This is a genomic window from Pseudofrankia coriaricola (assembly GCF_032027725.1).
GTDB lineage: Bacteria > Actinomycetota > Actinomycetes > Frankiales > Frankiaceae > Pseudofrankia.
This window is the reverse complement of record NZ_JASNFO010000004.1, coordinates 1-16344: the sequence shown is the minus strand read 5'-3', so window position 1 is coordinate 16344 and position 16344 is coordinate 1. Positions and strand designations below refer to the sequence as shown.

Annotated in this window: 12 protein-coding genes; 5 read left to right on the top strand and 7 right to left on the bottom strand. The window is 74.3% G+C overall.

Going from position 1 to position 16344, the window contains the following annotated elements; genetic code table 11:
• Nucleotides 1-11: 11 nt before the first annotated feature.
• A complete protein-coding gene (locus tag QOZ89_RS05235; protein WP_312623129.1) occupies nt 12-2405 on the bottom strand; it encodes a hypothetical protein in 2394 nt (797 codons plus the stop codon).
• A 271-nt stretch (nt 2406-2676) separates the two neighbouring features.
• Between QOZ89_RS05235 and QOZ89_RS05230 the strand changes: the two genes are divergently transcribed.
• The 3 genes from QOZ89_RS05230 (at nt 2677) to QOZ89_RS05220 (ending at nt 6345) form a co-directional block, all read left to right on the top strand.
• Nucleotides 2677-3342: a hypothetical protein gene (locus tag QOZ89_RS05230; protein ID WP_312623128.1), complete on the top strand. Its 666-nt coding sequence runs from the start codon at nt 2677-2679 to the stop codon at nt 3340-3342.
• A gap of 79 nt (nt 3343-3421) precedes the next feature.
• Nucleotides 3422-5977, top strand: a complete 2556-nt coding sequence (locus QOZ89_RS05225; RefSeq protein ID WP_312623126.1) for an AAA family ATPase — start codon at nt 3422-3424, stop codon at nt 5975-5977.
• Nucleotides 5974-6345 carry a hypothetical protein gene (locus QOZ89_RS05220; RefSeq protein ID WP_071050351.1) on the top strand — a complete coding sequence of 124 codons (372 nt, stop codon included), beginning with the start codon at nt 5974-5976 and terminating at the stop codon, nt 6343-6345. Before QOZ89_RS05225 ends, QOZ89_RS05220 begins: the two co-directional genes overlap by 4 nt.
• 287 nt (nt 6346-6632) lie before the next feature.
• Here the strand turns inward: QOZ89_RS05220 and QOZ89_RS05215 are convergent, their stop codons facing one another.
• The 6 genes from QOZ89_RS05215 to QOZ89_RS05190 form a co-directional block, all read right to left on the bottom strand.
• The gene (locus QOZ89_RS05215) at nt 6633-7520 is read right to left on the bottom strand and encodes a hypothetical protein (RefSeq protein WP_071050350.1); all 888 of its coding nucleotides are present in this window, start codon (nt 7518-7520) and stop codon (nt 6633-6635) included.
• 187 nt (nt 7521-7707) lie between these two features.
• The gene (locus tag QOZ89_RS05210) at nt 7708-9003 is read right to left on the bottom strand and encodes a DUF58 domain-containing protein (protein ID WP_312623125.1); all 1296 of its coding nucleotides are present in this window, start codon (nt 9001-9003) and stop codon (nt 7708-7710) included.
• Nucleotides 9004-9010: 7 nt separating this feature from the next.
• The gene (locus QOZ89_RS05205; RefSeq protein ID WP_312623147.1) at nt 9011-9979 is read right to left on the bottom strand and encodes an AAA family ATPase; all 969 of its coding nucleotides are present in this window, start codon (nt 9977-9979) and stop codon (nt 9011-9013) included.
• 401 nt (nt 9980-10380) lie between these two features.
• Complete coding sequence (locus QOZ89_RS05200) at nt 10381-11850, bottom strand: DUF4350 domain-containing protein (RefSeq protein WP_071050346.1); 1470 nt, start codon at nt 11848-11850, stop codon at nt 10381-10383.
• Complete coding sequence (locus QOZ89_RS05195; RefSeq protein WP_312623123.1) at nt 11847-12533, bottom strand: DUF4129 domain-containing protein; 687 nt, start codon at nt 12531-12533, stop codon at nt 11847-11849. Before QOZ89_RS05195 ends, QOZ89_RS05200 begins: the two co-directional genes overlap by 4 nt.
• Nucleotides 12533-13720 carry a hypothetical protein gene (locus QOZ89_RS05190; protein WP_312623122.1) on the bottom strand — a complete coding sequence of 396 codons (1188 nt, stop codon included), beginning with the start codon at nt 13718-13720 and terminating at the stop codon, nt 12533-12535. The genes QOZ89_RS05195 and QOZ89_RS05190 overlap by 1 nt, the downstream gene beginning before the upstream one ends.
• A 337-nt stretch (nt 13721-14057) precedes the next feature.
• Between QOZ89_RS05190 and QOZ89_RS05185 the strand changes: the two genes are divergently transcribed.
• Nucleotides 14058-15044, top strand: coding sequence for a phosphoribosyltransferase family protein (locus QOZ89_RS05185; protein WP_071050344.1), 987 nt, complete (start codon nt 14058-14060; stop codon nt 15042-15044).
• A gap of 311 nt (nt 15045-15355) precedes the next feature.
• Entirely contained in the window at nt 15356-16237 is an 882-nt protein-coding gene (gene hpf, locus QOZ89_RS05180; RefSeq protein WP_071050343.1) for a ribosome hibernation-promoting factor, HPF/YfiA family, read from the top strand.
• Nucleotides 16238-16344 lie beyond the last annotated feature (107 nt).

The following is a 16344-nucleotide window of genomic DNA, read 5'->3' as shown; positions in this document are numbered from 1 at the left end:
CGGGGTCAGGGTCAGGAACGTGGATGGGCTCGGGCCTCGGACCGCTTACGGCCGGCGGGCGGACTGGCGGGCTGTGCTGGTATCGGCGGGATCAGGGTCAGTGTGCCGTCCGCGAGCCCACCCACCGTGATCCGGCCCAGCTCGTCCAGCAGGTCAAGCTCGCGCAGCGCCGCCGCCCGGCGTGCGTTCGCCGCCGCGAGCAGCGTGTCCAACCGTCCGGACACAGCGGCGGGCAGCATCGCGATCTGGAGATCCGCGAGCTTCCGCGGCCCGCGCACCGCACCCGGTGTCCGCGCGGCCGGCGCGGCCGCGGTGAGCAACGCCGCCAGCACGTGCGGGGTGATCGTCTCCAGCCCAGCCGGCGTCAGCCGCAGGACCCGCGCCGGAAACTCCACGACGGACGAGCCCGCCTCATCGACCAAAGCGCCGAAGCGCGGGGTCAAGGTCACGATTACGTCGCCCGGCTCGGTCAACCCGGCCCGCGGGTATCCGTCGGCCAATACATAGAGCCCGATCCGCCGCTCACCCAGTCGCGCCCCGCCGATTAGCTCTGACGACCCGACAACCGGGTGGGCTACCGGATCCCCGCGTCCCGACCCGGCACGCCCGACGACGACATCGGCTGCCGCGATCCGCGCGCCCGGAAAGATCCTCAGCACAGGGCCGTCGGGCCCGGTCGTGCGCGAGAGCCGCCCGAGCGACACGATCGGGACCGGCCGCGGCTCGTCCCGCTCGGCGATGAGGGGCGACGAGGCGGTTGATACTGGGGTGGACCCGACGTCCTCGACCCCAATATCGGCTGCCGCGTCGCCGATTCCGTTGGCGTCGGCCGGCCTGGCGAGCTGGTGCTCGAGCTCGCGGACGCGGGCGACCGCATGGGCGGCCCGGCGGGTCGGCTCGCCCGCCGGCCGGGGAGCGGTCAGCGCCATCGGCGGCCGGCCGGGCGCGGACACCAGGTCGGCGATCAGCGCCTGGCTGGCAAACGTCCGCCCGTGCAGCTCCGGCCGGTAGCCATCACGCCGCCAGGTCGTCACGTCGACCGCCAGCGACTCGACGACCTGCGCCGTCAGCTCCCGGTCGGAGAGGTCGGCGAGCAGCACTCGGCCACGCGCCGGCGCGGCGTCGTCGCGGCGCAGCACCCACAGCGAGGTCCGGTATCCCGGGCGGAACGGCACCATCCCGCCTGGCAACGCCACCACCGCTTCGACCAGCCCGGTCCCCAGCAACTCGTCGCGACGGCGGGTCGCCGACCGGTTCGCTGGCAGCGCGTCAACGAGCACCTCGGACGGCCCGACAACCACAGCGGTCTGCCCAGGCCCCAGCCCTTCGGCGATCCCGCGCACGGCAACTAGCACGTCCGCGCCGTCGCGGCTCTCGGCGGGCTGGAAGGGCAGACAGGTGACGACGACATCCGCGCCACTGGCCGGCCGAGAGCCCGCGGGCTTGCCCGCGCCCTGCCCGGTGCCCGCCAGCCGGCGTCCGGCCGACGCGCGGATGTCGACGAACCGCGCCGCGAGCCCGGCGACCACGAGCCGCCGGCGGGCCAGCCGGGCAAGGAAGCGGCTGGGCTCGACGCCGGAAAGCCGCAGTTCCCCCTCGTCCCCGATCTCCTCGGCATCGTGCTGGACGGCGGCGACAACGGCCCGGAGCAGGTCGCCGCCGCCGGCGGCCGGGTCCGCGACCCGGACGGCACCTGGCCTCGCCGCCCCGGTTTCGAGGGTGCCGGACTGCGTGGCTTCCTCGATCTCGACGAGCCGTTCCACCACGCCGGAGAGCTTCACGGCCAGCCAGGCAAGCTCGCCGACGACCGCCTCGGCATACAGCTCGGGGATGTCGAACCGGTGCCGGACCGCCAACAGCCGCTCGAACGCGTCGGCCGTGTTGTAGGCCGCCTCCACCAGCTCGTCGACCGCGGGCACCAGCCAGCCCGCGTCGGCGGGGCGCAGGGCCTCGACCTCGGCGAGCAGTAGCCGGTCGTCCGGGTCCACGCGCCGCGCCCTGGCCAGCAGGCCGGCCACCAGCGCACGGCCCTCGTCATCCCCATCGCTGTCGCTGTCGGCCTGCCGCCCGTCGACGAGCGATTCGTCATCGTCGAGGTGACGCAGACAGATCAGCGCGGTCGCGGTGCCGACCAGAAGCCGAGCGGGCATTCGCTCGGCGAGCGTCCGTAGCTGGTAAAGCCGCAGCTCGGCGGCGTCGACCCGACGGGCGCCATGACCAGTCGCCACCAGCCAGTCCACGACGGCGTCGGCCTCGAAAAGCGGTGAGCCGGTCCGCGCGAGGGGCGCCCGCACTGGCGCGGGAAAATCGGGGAACCGGCGCCGCCACGTAGTCACCACTGGCCGCCGCACCCCCGCGAGCTCGGCTATCTCCGGCATGGAGATGAGCGATGCGTCCGATGACATCGACATCTCTCTCGGCCTCCAGCCCGCACGTTCGCCCGGCCAGCCACACCTGATCGGGTTCCGCCAGCATAGCGACGATCTAGCGTCTCTCCGATGTTGAGATCTGATAACCCGGGTTATCAGTGAATGCCTTCGCTGTTTCGTCGTCGCCTTCCTAACGTGATCTCTCGCCGGGCGGCTCGGGGGGCCGCCCGGCGCCTGTCCATCACACGGCTGGCGCCGACCCGTCACCGGGCCGCGGCGCCGAGCAGACACCTGAGGAGGCGCCGCGATGACCACGCAGGCGACGACATCCGTAACGACCACTCCGTCGCGCCGACCGCGCGCGGGCCGGGCCATGGTCCGCGCCCTGGTCGCCGGGCTGGCCCTGCCCCTGGCGCTGACCGCGTGCACGGTCTCCGACCCGGACGGGGACGGAGCGACCGTCGTCGGCCAGTCGGGCCAATCGGGCCAGCCAGCCGCCGCCGACGGTGCCAGCGCGGCCGCCGATGGTGCGCCTGGCACCCGCCGGAACCCGGTTCTCGCCGGCACCACCGTCAAGATCGGCGACTGGCAAGTAGCGCTCGGGCTTACGAACCTCAACGCGAACGACCAGGTCGCGGCCGAGAACCAGTTCAACGCCCCGCCCGCGACCGGCCGTCAGTTTGTCCTGGTGCCCGTCCAGGTCACCTACACCGGCACCGAGTCCGGCACGGCGTGGGTCAACCTGTCGATCAAGTTCTACGGCGCGGGCGGCAACACCTTCGGCGGCGGCCCGAACGACAGCTGCGGCGTCGTCCCGCACGACCTCATCGAGCTCGGCGAGATGTTCCCCGGTGCGAACGGGTCGGGCAACGAGTGCGTCTCCGTCCCCGCCGACCAGGTCGCGGGCGGTGCCTGGATCGTCGAGGAGTCATTCGCCCTCGACGACAACCGTGTCTTCTTCGCCCTCAAGTAGCCGTCCCTGCCTTCGCGATTAGCCGACCCAACCACGACATCAGGTGAAAGAAGCAGGCGAAAGAAGGGAGTGTGCCGCGATGACCGAGCCGACCGTCGCGCGGGACGAGCTGTACGAGGTGCTGTTCGACGCGGTGATTGAGGCCGACAGCCTTTCTGACCAGGTCAAGGACCTGGTGCTGGCCGCGTTCGAAGGGGCCGAGGAACTGGAGCGGGCGCTCGGTGGCGCCGCCGTCGTCCGGGCCGAGCCGCTCCGCCTGGCGCGGCCAGATCCCGGCCAGATTCCGGGAGTGTTCCTGAAGTCCATCTCGGTCCGCGGCTTCCGCGGCATCGGGCCGACCGCCACGCTCGATCTGCAGCCAGGGCGTGGGCTGGTCCTCGTCGTCGGCCGCAACGGCTCGGGGAAGTCCAGCTTCGCCGAGGCGGCCGAGTTCGTCCTCACCAACCGGACCGAGCGGGCGGAACGCGGGAAGGTGTGGCGGGACGGATGGCGCAACGTGCACCGCACCGAGGCGCCCCGCATCGAGCTGGAGCTGACGGTCGAAGGCTCCAGGCGGAGCTACACCGTCGTCCGGGAGTGGCCGGCGGACAACAGGGACATCACGGCCGGAACGACCCAGGTCCTGGTCCACAGCGAGTCGCCGCGGCCGTTCGCCGAGCTGGCGTGGCACACAGCGCTGACGGATTACCGGCCCTTCCTCGCGTACAGCGAGCTGAGCGGCCTGATCACCAATCCGAACAGTGAGATCTTCGACGCGTTGGCGCCGATTCTCGGGCTCGACGATCTTACCGACGCCGACCAGCGCCTGCAGAAGACGCATAGCGCGATCAAGGCGGCGGCCAAGGCCGCCGGACCCAGCCGGACAGCCTTGCTCGCGGCGCTCACCCCGTCCGACGACCCGCGCGCCGCGACCGTTATCGAGGCGCTTTCCAAGGCATCCCCGCACCGCTGGGACCTGGAGGCGGCCACGACCGCCGCGTGTGGCCCCGTCAGCCCTTCCGCGCACCCGGTCACCGGTGTCGTCGGGCCGACCGAGGACGAGGTCACGCGGCTGCGTGACCTGGCGGCACTCACCGTGCCAGCCGCCACCGACGTGGCCGCGCGGGCCGACGGCCTGCGCGCCGCGGTCAAGCGGGTGGCGGACTTGGACGGAACCCCCGCCGCCGAGGCCCGCCGGCTCGCGTCCCTGCTCACAGCCGGGCTCGACCATCACCACACGACCGGTGACGGCCCCTGCCCGGTATGCGGGACGGGCACGCTCGACGGTGCCTGGCGCACCGCCGCCACCGCCGAGGTGAACCGACTACGAGGGCTCGCGACCGAGGCCGACGCCGCGGTGGTGGGCCTCGACGCCGCGACCCGGACGGCACTCGCGCTGGTTGCCGACAGCCCGCCGGCGCTCGCTCGCGCGAACATCGCCGCCGACCGGGCCGAGGCCGGCGCCGCCGCGGAGCTGGACGAGCTGACGGCCCAGGCGCTGGCCGCCTGGCGGGACTGGTCGCGGATGCGGGAGGTCACCACCCCGGGTCAGCTTGCCGACGAGCTCGGCCGCCGCTACCAGCCGCTCACCGCCGCGGTCGACGCGCTGCGTGCCATCGCGGCCGCTCGGTTGGCGGAGATCGAGACGGCGTGGACGCCACTGGCGCGACGAGTCCTGGAGTGGGTGGCCGAAGCCCGACCCGTCCAGGAGCGGCAGCCGCTGCTCACGACCATCGAGAACGCTCGCAAGTTCCTCGGAGTTCTGACCAAGCGGCTTCGCGATGAGCGGTTGGCTCCGTTCGCCGAGCAACTGCGGGAGATCTGGACCAGGCTCCGGCAGGAGAGCAACGTCGACCTCGGCCCGATCAGCCTGGAGGGTACGTCCACCCGGCGCCGGCTTCGGATCGATGCGACGGTCGACGGGGTCGGCGGTGAGGCGCTGGGCGTGATGAGCCAGGGCGAGCTGCACGCGTTGGGCCTCGCCATGTTCCTGCCCCGGGCGACTCGGCCCGAGAGCCCGTTCCGGTTCGTCGTCATCGACGACCCGGTGCAGGCGATGGACCCCGCCAAGGTCGACGGCCTCGCCCAGGTCCTTCTGGAGAAGGCGAAGCAGCGCCAGGTCGTGGTGTTCACCCACGACGACCGGCTCGCGGACGCGGTCCGGCGGTTCAGCAAGCCTGACGACATGGCGCGCCGCGTCGAGGTCTTCCGCCGGGAGGGGTCGGTCGTCGAGCCGCGCACCGCGCTGGACCCGGCGGCGCAGTGCCTCAAGGACGCCGACGCGCTCGCGCGCACCGACAGCCTTCCGGACGACGTCAAGGCCGGGCTGATCCCCGCGCTGTGCAAGTCGGCTGTCGACGCCGTCTGCGCCGATGTGTTTCGGCGCCGGCGGCTGGCGAGCGGGGCCAGCCACCCGGCGGTGGAGAAGGAGCTGGAGGAAGCGAAGAGGACGATCACCCGGGCGGCGCTCGCGATCCACCTCGACCGGTCGAAGGACAGCGGTGTTCTCGGCTGGGTCAACAGGCAGTGGGGATCGTCGTACGGGGACACCCTGAAGGTCGCCAATGTGAGCGGCCATCAGCCGTACGGCGGCGACTACCTGGAACTGGTCAAGGACACCCGCGCGCTGGTCCGCAAGTTCGAGGCCCTGCGGTGACCGCGCCACGCTACCTGGATACGGTCGACAGCCTGCTTCGGGAAAGCTTTCCCGACACCGCCGGCCGGTGGCCCCGTGCCTGTGCCTGGCTGCTGCGTCTGGCGCTGGAGGACGCGCTGCGCGACCTGTGGAACCGCGAGCACCCGGCCGTGGCCACGGTCTCGATGCGGGCCCAGCTGCTCAGCCTCCGCATCCTGCGCGGCCTGGACCCGACAGTTCCCGCCCGCGCCGATTATCTGTGGGCCTGCCTGTCCCGTGCCGGCCACTACCACCCTTACGAACTTTCTCCCACTGCTTCCGAACTCCGCGGCTGGCACAACGACGTTTACGGCTTGGTCGTCGCCCTCAACGCCCGTATTACCGGTTGACAGGCACCAGGCGTCGACCCGACCCGACCCGCCCGGCACCGGCGGCGTCCAGGTAGTCGATACTGGGGTTCGCCAGGCGGTCCTGACCCCAATTCGCCTGCCTCGATGCGGCTCGCGGCGGCCTCGGGCGGCGGACGCGCGAGTTACAGCGGCCGAGGGCCTTGAGGGAGAGGTAGGCGTCGGTGACGGCGGGGGCCTGGCGGCCGGTGGCGATGCGCTCGCGGCGGTGATGGCTCAGAGCCGAGCGCCTTCCGCCCGACATCAACGGCAAGGGCCGCCGTGGGGCATTAGCCCCGGATGACGTCCTCGACGGTGGTCGCGGTGGCCGCGTGGCGAAGCCACTGGTCGAGCTGCGCGGTGTCAACGCTGGCGAGAATCCGCTCACGGATCGCGTCAGGTACAGGTACACCGCGGCTCTCGAGCACCAGCAGCACCGCCTTCGCCTCGCCGCGGGCCTCCCCGAGGGCCTCGCCGCGGGCCTCACCACGGGCGTCGGCCTCGTTGAGTATCTCGTCGTAGTAACGCTTACCGACGGTCGTGGTCATCAGAAACGCCTCCCATCGGGCCCGAGCCGGTGCGGGCAGCCTACCCACTGTCACGTTATGGTAAAAGATCTTCGCCGTCGGTTCCAATGTAGCGAGCGCGGCCAGCAGCGCCGGGTACATGTCCTCGACGCTGGCGTCGTCGAGGTGGCACATCGCGGAGAACAGCACCCGCGCCGGCCGGATCGCCGCCAGCTCGTCATCGACGATGGGCGGCACGTCGGCGGGAGTGAAGAACCACGGCCGCAGCCACGCGCCGCTGCGGGTGTCCCGGGCGACCTGGTCGCGGTACCAGTCGGCCACCGCCTTGTCGGGGACGAAGACCACCAGCGAGGCCTTGACGCGGAACTCGGTCTCCATATGGCCGACATACAGCTTCCAGGATCCGAGTTTGTCCGGATCCCGGCCGCGCTGGACCTCGTAGACGGTCGCCCGCAGCGGCAGGTCGTCCTTCCCGCAGTACAGCACCATCGCGTCCGCCTGGTAGGTCCGCGGGCGGACATTCGGGTCGTAAAGGCGTGCGTGGTCGAAGGTCGGGGCGTCGTCGCCGAGCAGCTCGGTCTGCACCCAGTCGGGCAGGGACGGGTCGAGCCGGAGCAGCTCGAGCGGCGTCTCGTGGGCGGAGGTGGGCATATCGCCACCATGCCTGATGGGTCCGACAGGTCGGATTCGGGTGGTGCACCCCCGGATCCACGGAGGGCGACGCCGCCAGCGAGCGGCCGCGTTGAGACAGGCGATATTGGGTTGACCCGGCGGTCCTCGGTCCCTGACCCCGATATCGCCTGCCACGATGAGGCTCGCGGCGGCCTCAGCCGGCCAGCTACAGGCGGCCGAGGGCCTTCAGGGACAGGTAGGCATCGGTGACGGCGGGGGCGTAGCGGTCGGGGGCGGCGTCGACGACCTCGACGCCGCGGCTGCGCAGCTCCTCGGTGAGCTGGCGGCGGCGCAGCAGGGTCTGTTCGGCCGAGGCGGCCGCGTAGACGTCGCGGACGTCGCCGCGGCCGGTGGCGAGCTCGGCGAGCCTCGGGTCGCGCAGGGCGGCGACCAGCACCGTGTGCCGGGCGGTCAGCGCCGGCAGCGCCGGCAGCAGCGACTCCTCGATCACCGCCGGCACCAGCTCGCTGAAGATGACGACCAGCGCGCGCCGGCGGGTCATGCGCAGCACCGTCGAGACGATGCCCTCGTGGTCGGCCTCGACGAGCGCCGGCTCCAGCGTCGCCATCGCCTCGCTCATCCGCGACAGCAGGTTCCCCTCGCTCGACTCGGGCAGCACCAGGCGCGCCTCGCTGTCATGCGCGACGAGCCCGACCCGGTCGCCGGCGCGCAGCGCGACGGCGGTCAGCAGCAGGGCCGCGTCCAGCGCATGGTCGAGCCGAGGTGCGTCGCCGACCCGGCCGGCCGACGTGCGGGCCGTGTCCAGCACGCAGACCACCCTGCGGTCGCGTTCCGGGCGGAACGTCTTCACGACGACCGAGCCGCGCCGGGCGGTACCGCGCCAGTCGATGTTGCGGACGTCGTCGCCGATCACGTAGTCGCGCAGGCTGTCGAACTCGGAGCCCGCCCCGCCGCCGCGGATGGCCACCTGGCCCTCGACCTCGCGCAGCCGGGCGAGCGCCGACGGCAGGTGACGGCGGGAGTGGAACGGCGGCAGCACCCGGACCTGCCACGGGCAGTGGTGGCGGCCCTGCCGCCCGGCCAGGCCCAGCGGGCCGAGCGAGCGGACGGTGATCCGGAACGGCTCCCGGTCACCACGCCGCGTCGGGTAGAGAGTCGCCTCCAGGAAGCGTCGCTCGCCGGCCGGAACGGTCACGCTGTAGGTCAGCGGCCGCGCGCCGGCCGACGGCGGCCACGCGTCGCGGATCCTGGCCCGCACCGCCCGGGTGCCGTTGTTGCTGACGGTCAGCACCAGCGGCACTGGCTGGCCGAGCCGCGCGCCGCGCGGCCCGCTCCGGGAGAACTCCAACGCCCGGACCGAGCCGGCGAGCGCCACGTCGAGCAGCACCAGCCCGACGATCAGCAGGTCGACGATCAGGATCACGACGCCGGGGACAGGGGCGAGCGCCACCGCCACCGCGCCGAGGAACGCGCATGCCGCCGCCCGCCCGGTTATCGCCATCGGCTGCTCAGCGGGGGACGGGAACGGTCGCGAGCACCTGCTCGAGCACCACGTCCGCGGTGACACCGTCCAGCTCGGCCTCCGGGCGCAGGCTGATCCGGTGCCGCAGCGTCGCGCGGGCGAGCGCCTTCACGTCGTCCGGGGTGGCATAGCCGCGGCCGGACAGCCACGCCCACGCCTTCGACGTCGCGAGCAGCGCCGTCGCGCCTCGCGGCGACACCCCGAGCAGGACCGACGGCGCGGAGCGGGTCGCCCGGGCGAGGTCGACGATGTACGCCAGCACCTCGGGACGGACCTGGACGGCGCGGGCACTGGCCCGGGCGATGGCCAGCTCGGCCGGGCCGGCGACCACCCTCACGCCCGCGGCGTCGAGGTCACTGGGGTCGAAGCCCGCCGCGTGGTGGGCGAGCACCCGGACCTCGTCGTCGCGCGACGGCAGCGGCAGCGTCACCTTGACCAGGAACCGGTCGAGCTGGGCCTCGGGCAGCGGGTAGGTGCCCTCGTGCTCGACCGGGTTCTGCGTGGCCAGCACGGCGAACGGGCTGGGCAGCGGCCTGGGCTTGCCGTCGACGCTGACCTGGCGCTCCTCCATGACCTCCAGCAGCGCCGCCTGGGTCTTCGGTGGGGTGCGGTTGATCTCGTCGGCGAGCAGCAGGTTGGTGAAGACCGGGCCCTCGCGGAAGGCGAACTCGGAGCTCCGGTTGTCGTAGAACAGCGAGCCGGTGACGTCGCCGGGCATCAGGTCGGGGGTGAACTGCAGCCGCTTGGTCTCCAGCGCGAGCGCCCTGGCCAGGGTACGCACCAGCAGGGTCTTCGCCACGCCGGGAACGCCCTCCAGCAGCGCGTGGCCGCGGCAGAGCAGCGCCACCACCAGGCCGCTGACGGCCGCGTCCTGGCCGATGACGGCCTTCCCCACCTCGGAACGCAGCCGGACCAGCGCCGCCCTCGCGGCCTCCTGCTCCTGCGCGGACGGCATGCCGGCGGGCGCCGCCGCCACGGGCGCCGGCCGCGTTACGGGCGGCGGGGGTGGCGGTGACGGTGGCGGGACGGTCAGCGCCGGGCCCGTGACCGGCGCGGGCGCGGCTGGCCACGGCGTCGGCGGTGGGGGTGGCTGTTCCGACGGCGGGGACGTCGAGGGCCGCGGGGCCGGCGCGGTCGGCGGCGGGGGCCCGAACGGCGCCCGGATCGTGTCGCCCCCGACGATGGTGACCTCACCGGCTGCCTCGTCCTCGAGTGCCGGGTCCTCGGGCGGCGCCGTGGTCCCGGGCGGCGCCGTCGTTGCGGACGGCCTGGCGGCGCCAGGGTAGCCCTGGCCGCCGGCCGCGCCAGGTTCCGGCGCCGGAACACCGGGGACATAGGCGCCGGGATACGGAGTTGTCACCTTCCACCCACCTGCCGATCGAGCTTGTCGAGTGCTTTAGCGAGCCGAACCAGCGCGGCGTCGTCCAGCGGTTCTGGTTGCTGGGGGCCCGGCGCGGGGGGCCCGCCGGCGGGGGGAGCCGGCCAGGCCCCCGGCGCCGGCATGACCGCGGCCGGCGGCGCGGCCTGGGCCGCGGGCGACCAGCCCGAACCGTACAGGAGCGCCCAGATCTTCACCGGCGGGCGGCCTGTCCGCGCGACGACCGAGGCTACGAGGGCCGCCGGGTCCGGCCCGCTGATCTCCTTCGCCACGGCGCCGGCACGCACTGTGCCACCAGCGCCGGGCGCGCTGTGCGGCGGCAGGCCCAGCCGGTCGGCGAGCCGGGCGCGCAGGCCCGCGCGCAACGCCTCGGCGGCGAGGCCGCGCGCCCTGGCCGCCGAGTAGAGCCGGCCGCGGCCCTCCGTGGTCTCGGCGGCGCGCACGACCACGGGCAGCGGTTCCGGCACCGGTGGGCCGAGCCGCCGTCCGCGCCAGAGCGCCAGCAGGACGAGCGCGACGAGGATCTGCAGGCAGGTCAGCCAGAAGCCGGGCCCCAGCAGGTCCGCGACGCTGTCGCGGTCGGCCGGGTCCGTGAGGACCTGCTCCTGGATCACCCAGTCCAGGTGGGAGTGGCGGGCGAGCAGACCGAGGGCGAGTGCGGCGTTGCCCTCGCGGTCGAGATCGGCGTTGGTGAGGAAGCCCGCCCCGCTGAGCAGCACGAGCCGCCCGGCCCAGCTCGGCGCCGTCACCACGGCCAGCGGCGCGCCGCCCGCGGGCGGCGCGTAGCAGAACGTGGCCGTGACGCCGGCCGCCGGCCCCTCGGGAGCCTCGGTGGGCCGGTCGTAGTGGACCGAGCCGGAGATCGTCGTGCGGCCCGCCGTGCGGGCCTCGGCCAGCTCGCAGGCCGGGGTCTTCGCGCCGGGCAGGGTGACCGTGTCGACGGTGTCGACGGGCACGTCCAGCGCGGCCAGCACGTTGGCGTTGGCTCCCACCAGCACCACGTCGGCGCCGTCCTCGGCAAGCTGACGCAGGTTGCCGAGGGTGTAGCGGTCGAGCCGGCCCGGCCTGATCACGACCATCGTCAGGTCGGCGGCGTCGCCCGGCGCGGTCAGCGCGTCCCACGCATGGTCGCGGGGGGTGACGTCGATGCCGCGGTGGCGCAGGATCTCGGCGAGCGCCATGGTGCCGGCTGGTGCCGGCGACCTGGTGTCCAGGGACTCCTTGCCGCCGCTCGACGGCTGGCCGATCGCCACGGCGAGCAGGGAGTAGGCGACGACGACCACGCCGACGACGGCGAGCGCGATCGTCACCCGTCGCCGCGTGGCCGGGCGCGGACCGCTCTGCTGGAACGTCGAGCCGGTCGGCCCGGGCCCGCCCGGCCCGCCCGCGCCAGGCGTGCCGGCCGGCTGGCCCGGCGGGGCCGGGGCGGGGGCCGTCGGGGCGGTCATGCGGGCACCGCGTGGCTCGGGCCGGAGGGGCGGTCCTCGTGTGCCGGCCGGCGGACGTCCGCGAGTGCGTCGTCGGCCCGCACGACCGCCTGGTACGACTCGGGGCCGGCCGGACGGCCGCCGTACCAGATATCGCTGAACACGGCCACCGCGACGCGCAGCTCGCCGATGCCGGTCGTCGTGACCGCCGTCATCTCCATGACCAGCTCGCCGGCGGTGCGACTTGCCCTCGGGTCGAGGACACCCTTCTCCTCCAGCATCCGCACCACGGCGCGCAGCCGGGAGCGCACCGCCTCGGCGTGGCGGCCGGCAGCCGCGTGCCCCTCCGCCTCGGCGCGAAGCGCCCGTGCGGACAGGGCGCTCGCGAGGTCGGTCTCCTGCGAGCGGTCCCTGGCCGAGCGGCGGACCGGGCCGAGCCACAGCCGCAGCACCATCGCCAGCGCGACCAGCACCAGCAGCACGGCGAGGATGCCGAGCCCGGTGTAGTTCCCACCAGGCTGGTGGACGTTGGGGTCGAGCCAGTCGAAGAGCTGGCTCAACTTGTGGTTGATCCAGTCGACGGCCCGGTGTAGCCAGCCCGGCGAGTGGCGCCCGTCCTGACGGCCGTAGATGTCGCGTGAGAGCTCCCGGCGTGCCTCGTCCTGGGCGCCCTCGCGGGTGACCGCGCCGCCGAGCGTCGCCATCAGGACCACCCGCCCTGGTGCGGCCATCCGCTCTGGCCCGGCGGCGGCGCCGGCGGGCGGGCACCGGCCGCCGGAAAACCAGGAACCGGGATGCCCGCGGCAGGGAAGCCAGCCGTGGGGAAGCCGGCGGCCGGCGGGGCGGCCGCCGCGGCGACGGCGTCAGTGGCGCCGGTGGCCGCCGCCCGCGCGAGGGTGACGTCGAGGGCCTCCCTGCGGATCCGCCGGTCGATGTAGAGGATCGCGATGACGCCGGCGAGCACCGGGGTGACGATCGTGACGATCAGAAGGCTCCCCAGGGCCTGGACGACGAGGCCGGTGGTGCTTGGATTCCCGGACGACTCGGTGAGCGACGACGATGCGGGCGCCGTGAACAGGGCGACCGGCACGCTCACGACGAGTACCAGCGTTCCGGCGATTACCCCAGCGAGTAGCAGGATGCCGAACGTTCGCCACCAGGTGCCCCGGATCAGGTAACGCGACCGGCGCAGTGCGCCCGTGACCGTCCCGCCCTCCAACGCGTACACCGGGGTGGCGAAGCAGAACAGCACCCCCAGCCAGATCGACACCGCGCCGAGCGTGACCAGGCCGAGGACCATCAGCAACGTGAGCAGCAGGGCCAGCCTCACCAGCCCCGGCAACCGGGGCGCGACCCGGCGGACCGCCGCCCCGAGGCCGATCCGGGACCTGCCGGCGGGCCCCGGGCCGAGGCTCGCCTCGGCGACGACGACCGCGAGCACTCCGGCCAGCAGGATCACCAGCATGAAGTCGAGCCCGCGCAGCACGACCTGCAGCAGCGTGTAGAAGGCGAACGACGCGTCCTGGGCGGCGAGCGTCACGATCGCGCCCACGGTCTCGAACACGGCTCCGGTTACGAGGGTGAGCCCGAGCGTCGCGCCCGGGTTCGTCCGCATCGTGACGAACGCGCCGTCAAGGATCTCGCTGACGCTCAGCGGCCGCAACGGCACCACGCTCGTCGCGGCGCCGACCGGTCGCCCCGCCGGCCGGCGGAAGGCGCCGCGGCGGGCGCCGCCGCCCGCGCCGCCACCACCGGCGAGCTCGGAACCCGGAGCCGACCAGCCAGCCGTCGAGGCCCCGGGAGCGTGCTGTCCCTGCCCGCCCGGGCTCGGCGCGGGTACCGGGCTCCATCCCGCCGCTCCCGGTGCCGGGCCCGCCGGCCCCGCCGGCACGGCGGGCCCCCACTGACCGGGTCCCCATGGGCCCGGCGGGGGCTGGCCAGGGCCGTAGGGGGGCGGCGGGGGCTGGCCGGGACCGTATGGGGGCGGCGGCGGATACGGGCCAGTGACCGGCCCACCTACGGCCATGCGCGCTCCCGTCGTCCCGAATGATCGGGCTCATCCTTTCAGAGCCGGGCCGGAGCGGTACCGGCGCCGTCGGGCGGCCGACGCCGCGGACACTCCGTGCTCATCCCGGGAGGCCGGGCCGGAGACAGCCCGCCGGCGTGGGTTGTCCACAGGGCGGACGCCGGGGCTGGCGCGGGCGAGGGCGCTGGCCGATGCTGCGCGGGTGACCGGATCACGGCGCCGCGGCGCGTGGGTGCACCAGACCGCTCGTGGGCCGGCGCGCTCGGCGCTCGGCACCCTGGCCGACCTGGTGCTGCCGCGGGCCTGCGCCGGCTGCGGGCGCGCCGGCGCCGCGGTGTGCGCGGCCTGCGCCGCGGTGCTGGCCGGTCCCCCGATTCTCGCCGCCCCGGGCAGTGCGGCCACCCCGGGGCGGCGAGGCCCGCCGCCATGCGTCGCGGCCGCCCGCTACGCCGGCCCGGCCGGCTCGCTGGTGATCGCGTACAAGGAGCGTGGCCGCCTGGATCTCACCGGCCCGCTCGGCGGTGCGCTGGCCTCCGCGGTCAGCGCGGCCCTCGCCGTCACGCGCCCGCCTGTCGGGCCGGGCACCGGAGTGGTCCTGCTCGTACCGGTGCCGGCAAGCGGGGCGGCGCTGCGCCAGCGAGGGTTCGACCATGTCGCCAGGGTGGCGGCGGCCGCCGCCCGGGTGACGACCCGCGCCGGCATGCCGACGTGGGTCGCGCCGCTGTTGCGCCCGGTCCGCCGGACGGCCGACCAGGCCGGGCTCGGGGCCCGCGCGCGGGCCGCGAACGTCGCCGGGGCGTTCGCGGCGCGGCCGGCGGTGGCGGCCCGGGTGGCGGCGGCCTGCCGGGAGGCCGGTCCCGCCGGTCAGGAGGGACGCGGCCCTGTCTGGCCCGTTCGGACCGGGCCCGCCGACGGGCCGTCCCGGGCCGGCGGGCCAGACGGTGGCCTGCGCGCGGGCGGAGGCCAGCCCGGCCCGGCCGGCGGCCGGCCGGGCCGAGTTCCGACCGACAGGGTCGACGTCGTGGTGGTGGACGACGTGGCGACCACCGGCGCCACGCTCGCCGAGGCGGTACGGGCGCTTCGCCAGGCCGGGGTGCCGGTGCTGGCCACGGCCGTCATCGCGGCGGCCGGCGGCACTCCGGCACGCCCACGTGTCCGATTGCCCACCACGCGGGTACCGGATGGGTGAAACTAGATGGCCTACCGGTGAACGGGCGGGTCGTCCGACCACCCGCGCTCCGGTAGGCGGGCGCCGACATCCGCCACACCAGGCGAGACGAGAGGAGCGGACCGACAGGCAGGACCGATCGAGACCGCACAGCGGCGACAGGCGCGCGTTTTTCCTGAGATGGGGGACAGCCAGTACGACGACGAGACCCGGTTCGGTCGGGCCCGCTCGGGCCCGTGCCAGCACCGGAGCGCCGGGCTCCGTCCCGGATGCGGAGCTAAGCCGCCGCACCGCGGACGGGACACCCGGCCGGCGAACGGGAGGTGGATCGCGTGGACATCGTGGTCAAGGGCCGGCACACGGCGGTTCCAGAACGGTTCCGTACGCACGTCCAGAGCAAGCTCGCGAAGCTCGAACGGTACGACGGCAAGGTCATCCGGGTCGACGTCGAGCTGTCCAGGGAGCGCAACCCCCGCATGTCGGACGTCCGCGAGCGGGTCGAGCTCACTCTTTACAGCCGTGGTCCGGTGATCCGCGCCGAGGCCGCCGCCGCCGACCCCTACTCCGCGCTGGACGGGGCGACGAACAAGCTCGCCGAACGGCTGCGCCGGGCGGCCGAGCGCCGCGCCGACCACCAGCACGGTAACCACGGTCAGGGCCACGGGCGCGCCTATGTCGGGCCGCCGCTGACTGGCCGCGGGGACCGTGGCCCCGCCGCGTCGGAGCAGAACGAGCGCCGGGCGGCGTCCGCCCTGCCCGGGCAGGGCTCGGCGACGACGGGCGCACCGGCACCTTCCGGCGGTGGCGTGGTCACCCCGGCCGACGTCGCGGCCGCCGTGGGCAGGCGCGGCACGGCTGGCACCGGCCAGCGATCCCCGGGTGCCTCGAACGGCGCCCGGCCCGCCGGCGGCGAGCGCGAGTTCGAGCGCGAGTTGGAGGGCATCGACGTGGACCGTTACGAGCAGCCGGACCGCTCGCCCATGATCGTGCGTACCAAGACGCACCGGGCGGCGCCGATGACGCTGGACGACGCGCTGTCGAACATGGAGCTCGTCGGTCACGACTTCTACCTCTTCCAGGACCAGGTGACCGGGCAGGCGAGTGTCGTGTACCGCCGGCGAGGCTACGACTACGGCGTCATCCACCTGATCGGCCCGGAGGACCCGGCGGCGGCCTCGGACGAGGAGCGTGAGCCCATGGGAACGACGTCGTAGGAGGTCCCACGGAACGCCCGCGGCGGGCCGGCCTGGCCGGCCCGCCGCGCCGGCCCGCTGGAGTGCCCGGTCGGGGCTGCCCAGGGGGCCGGCTCGTGTCCGGCTTC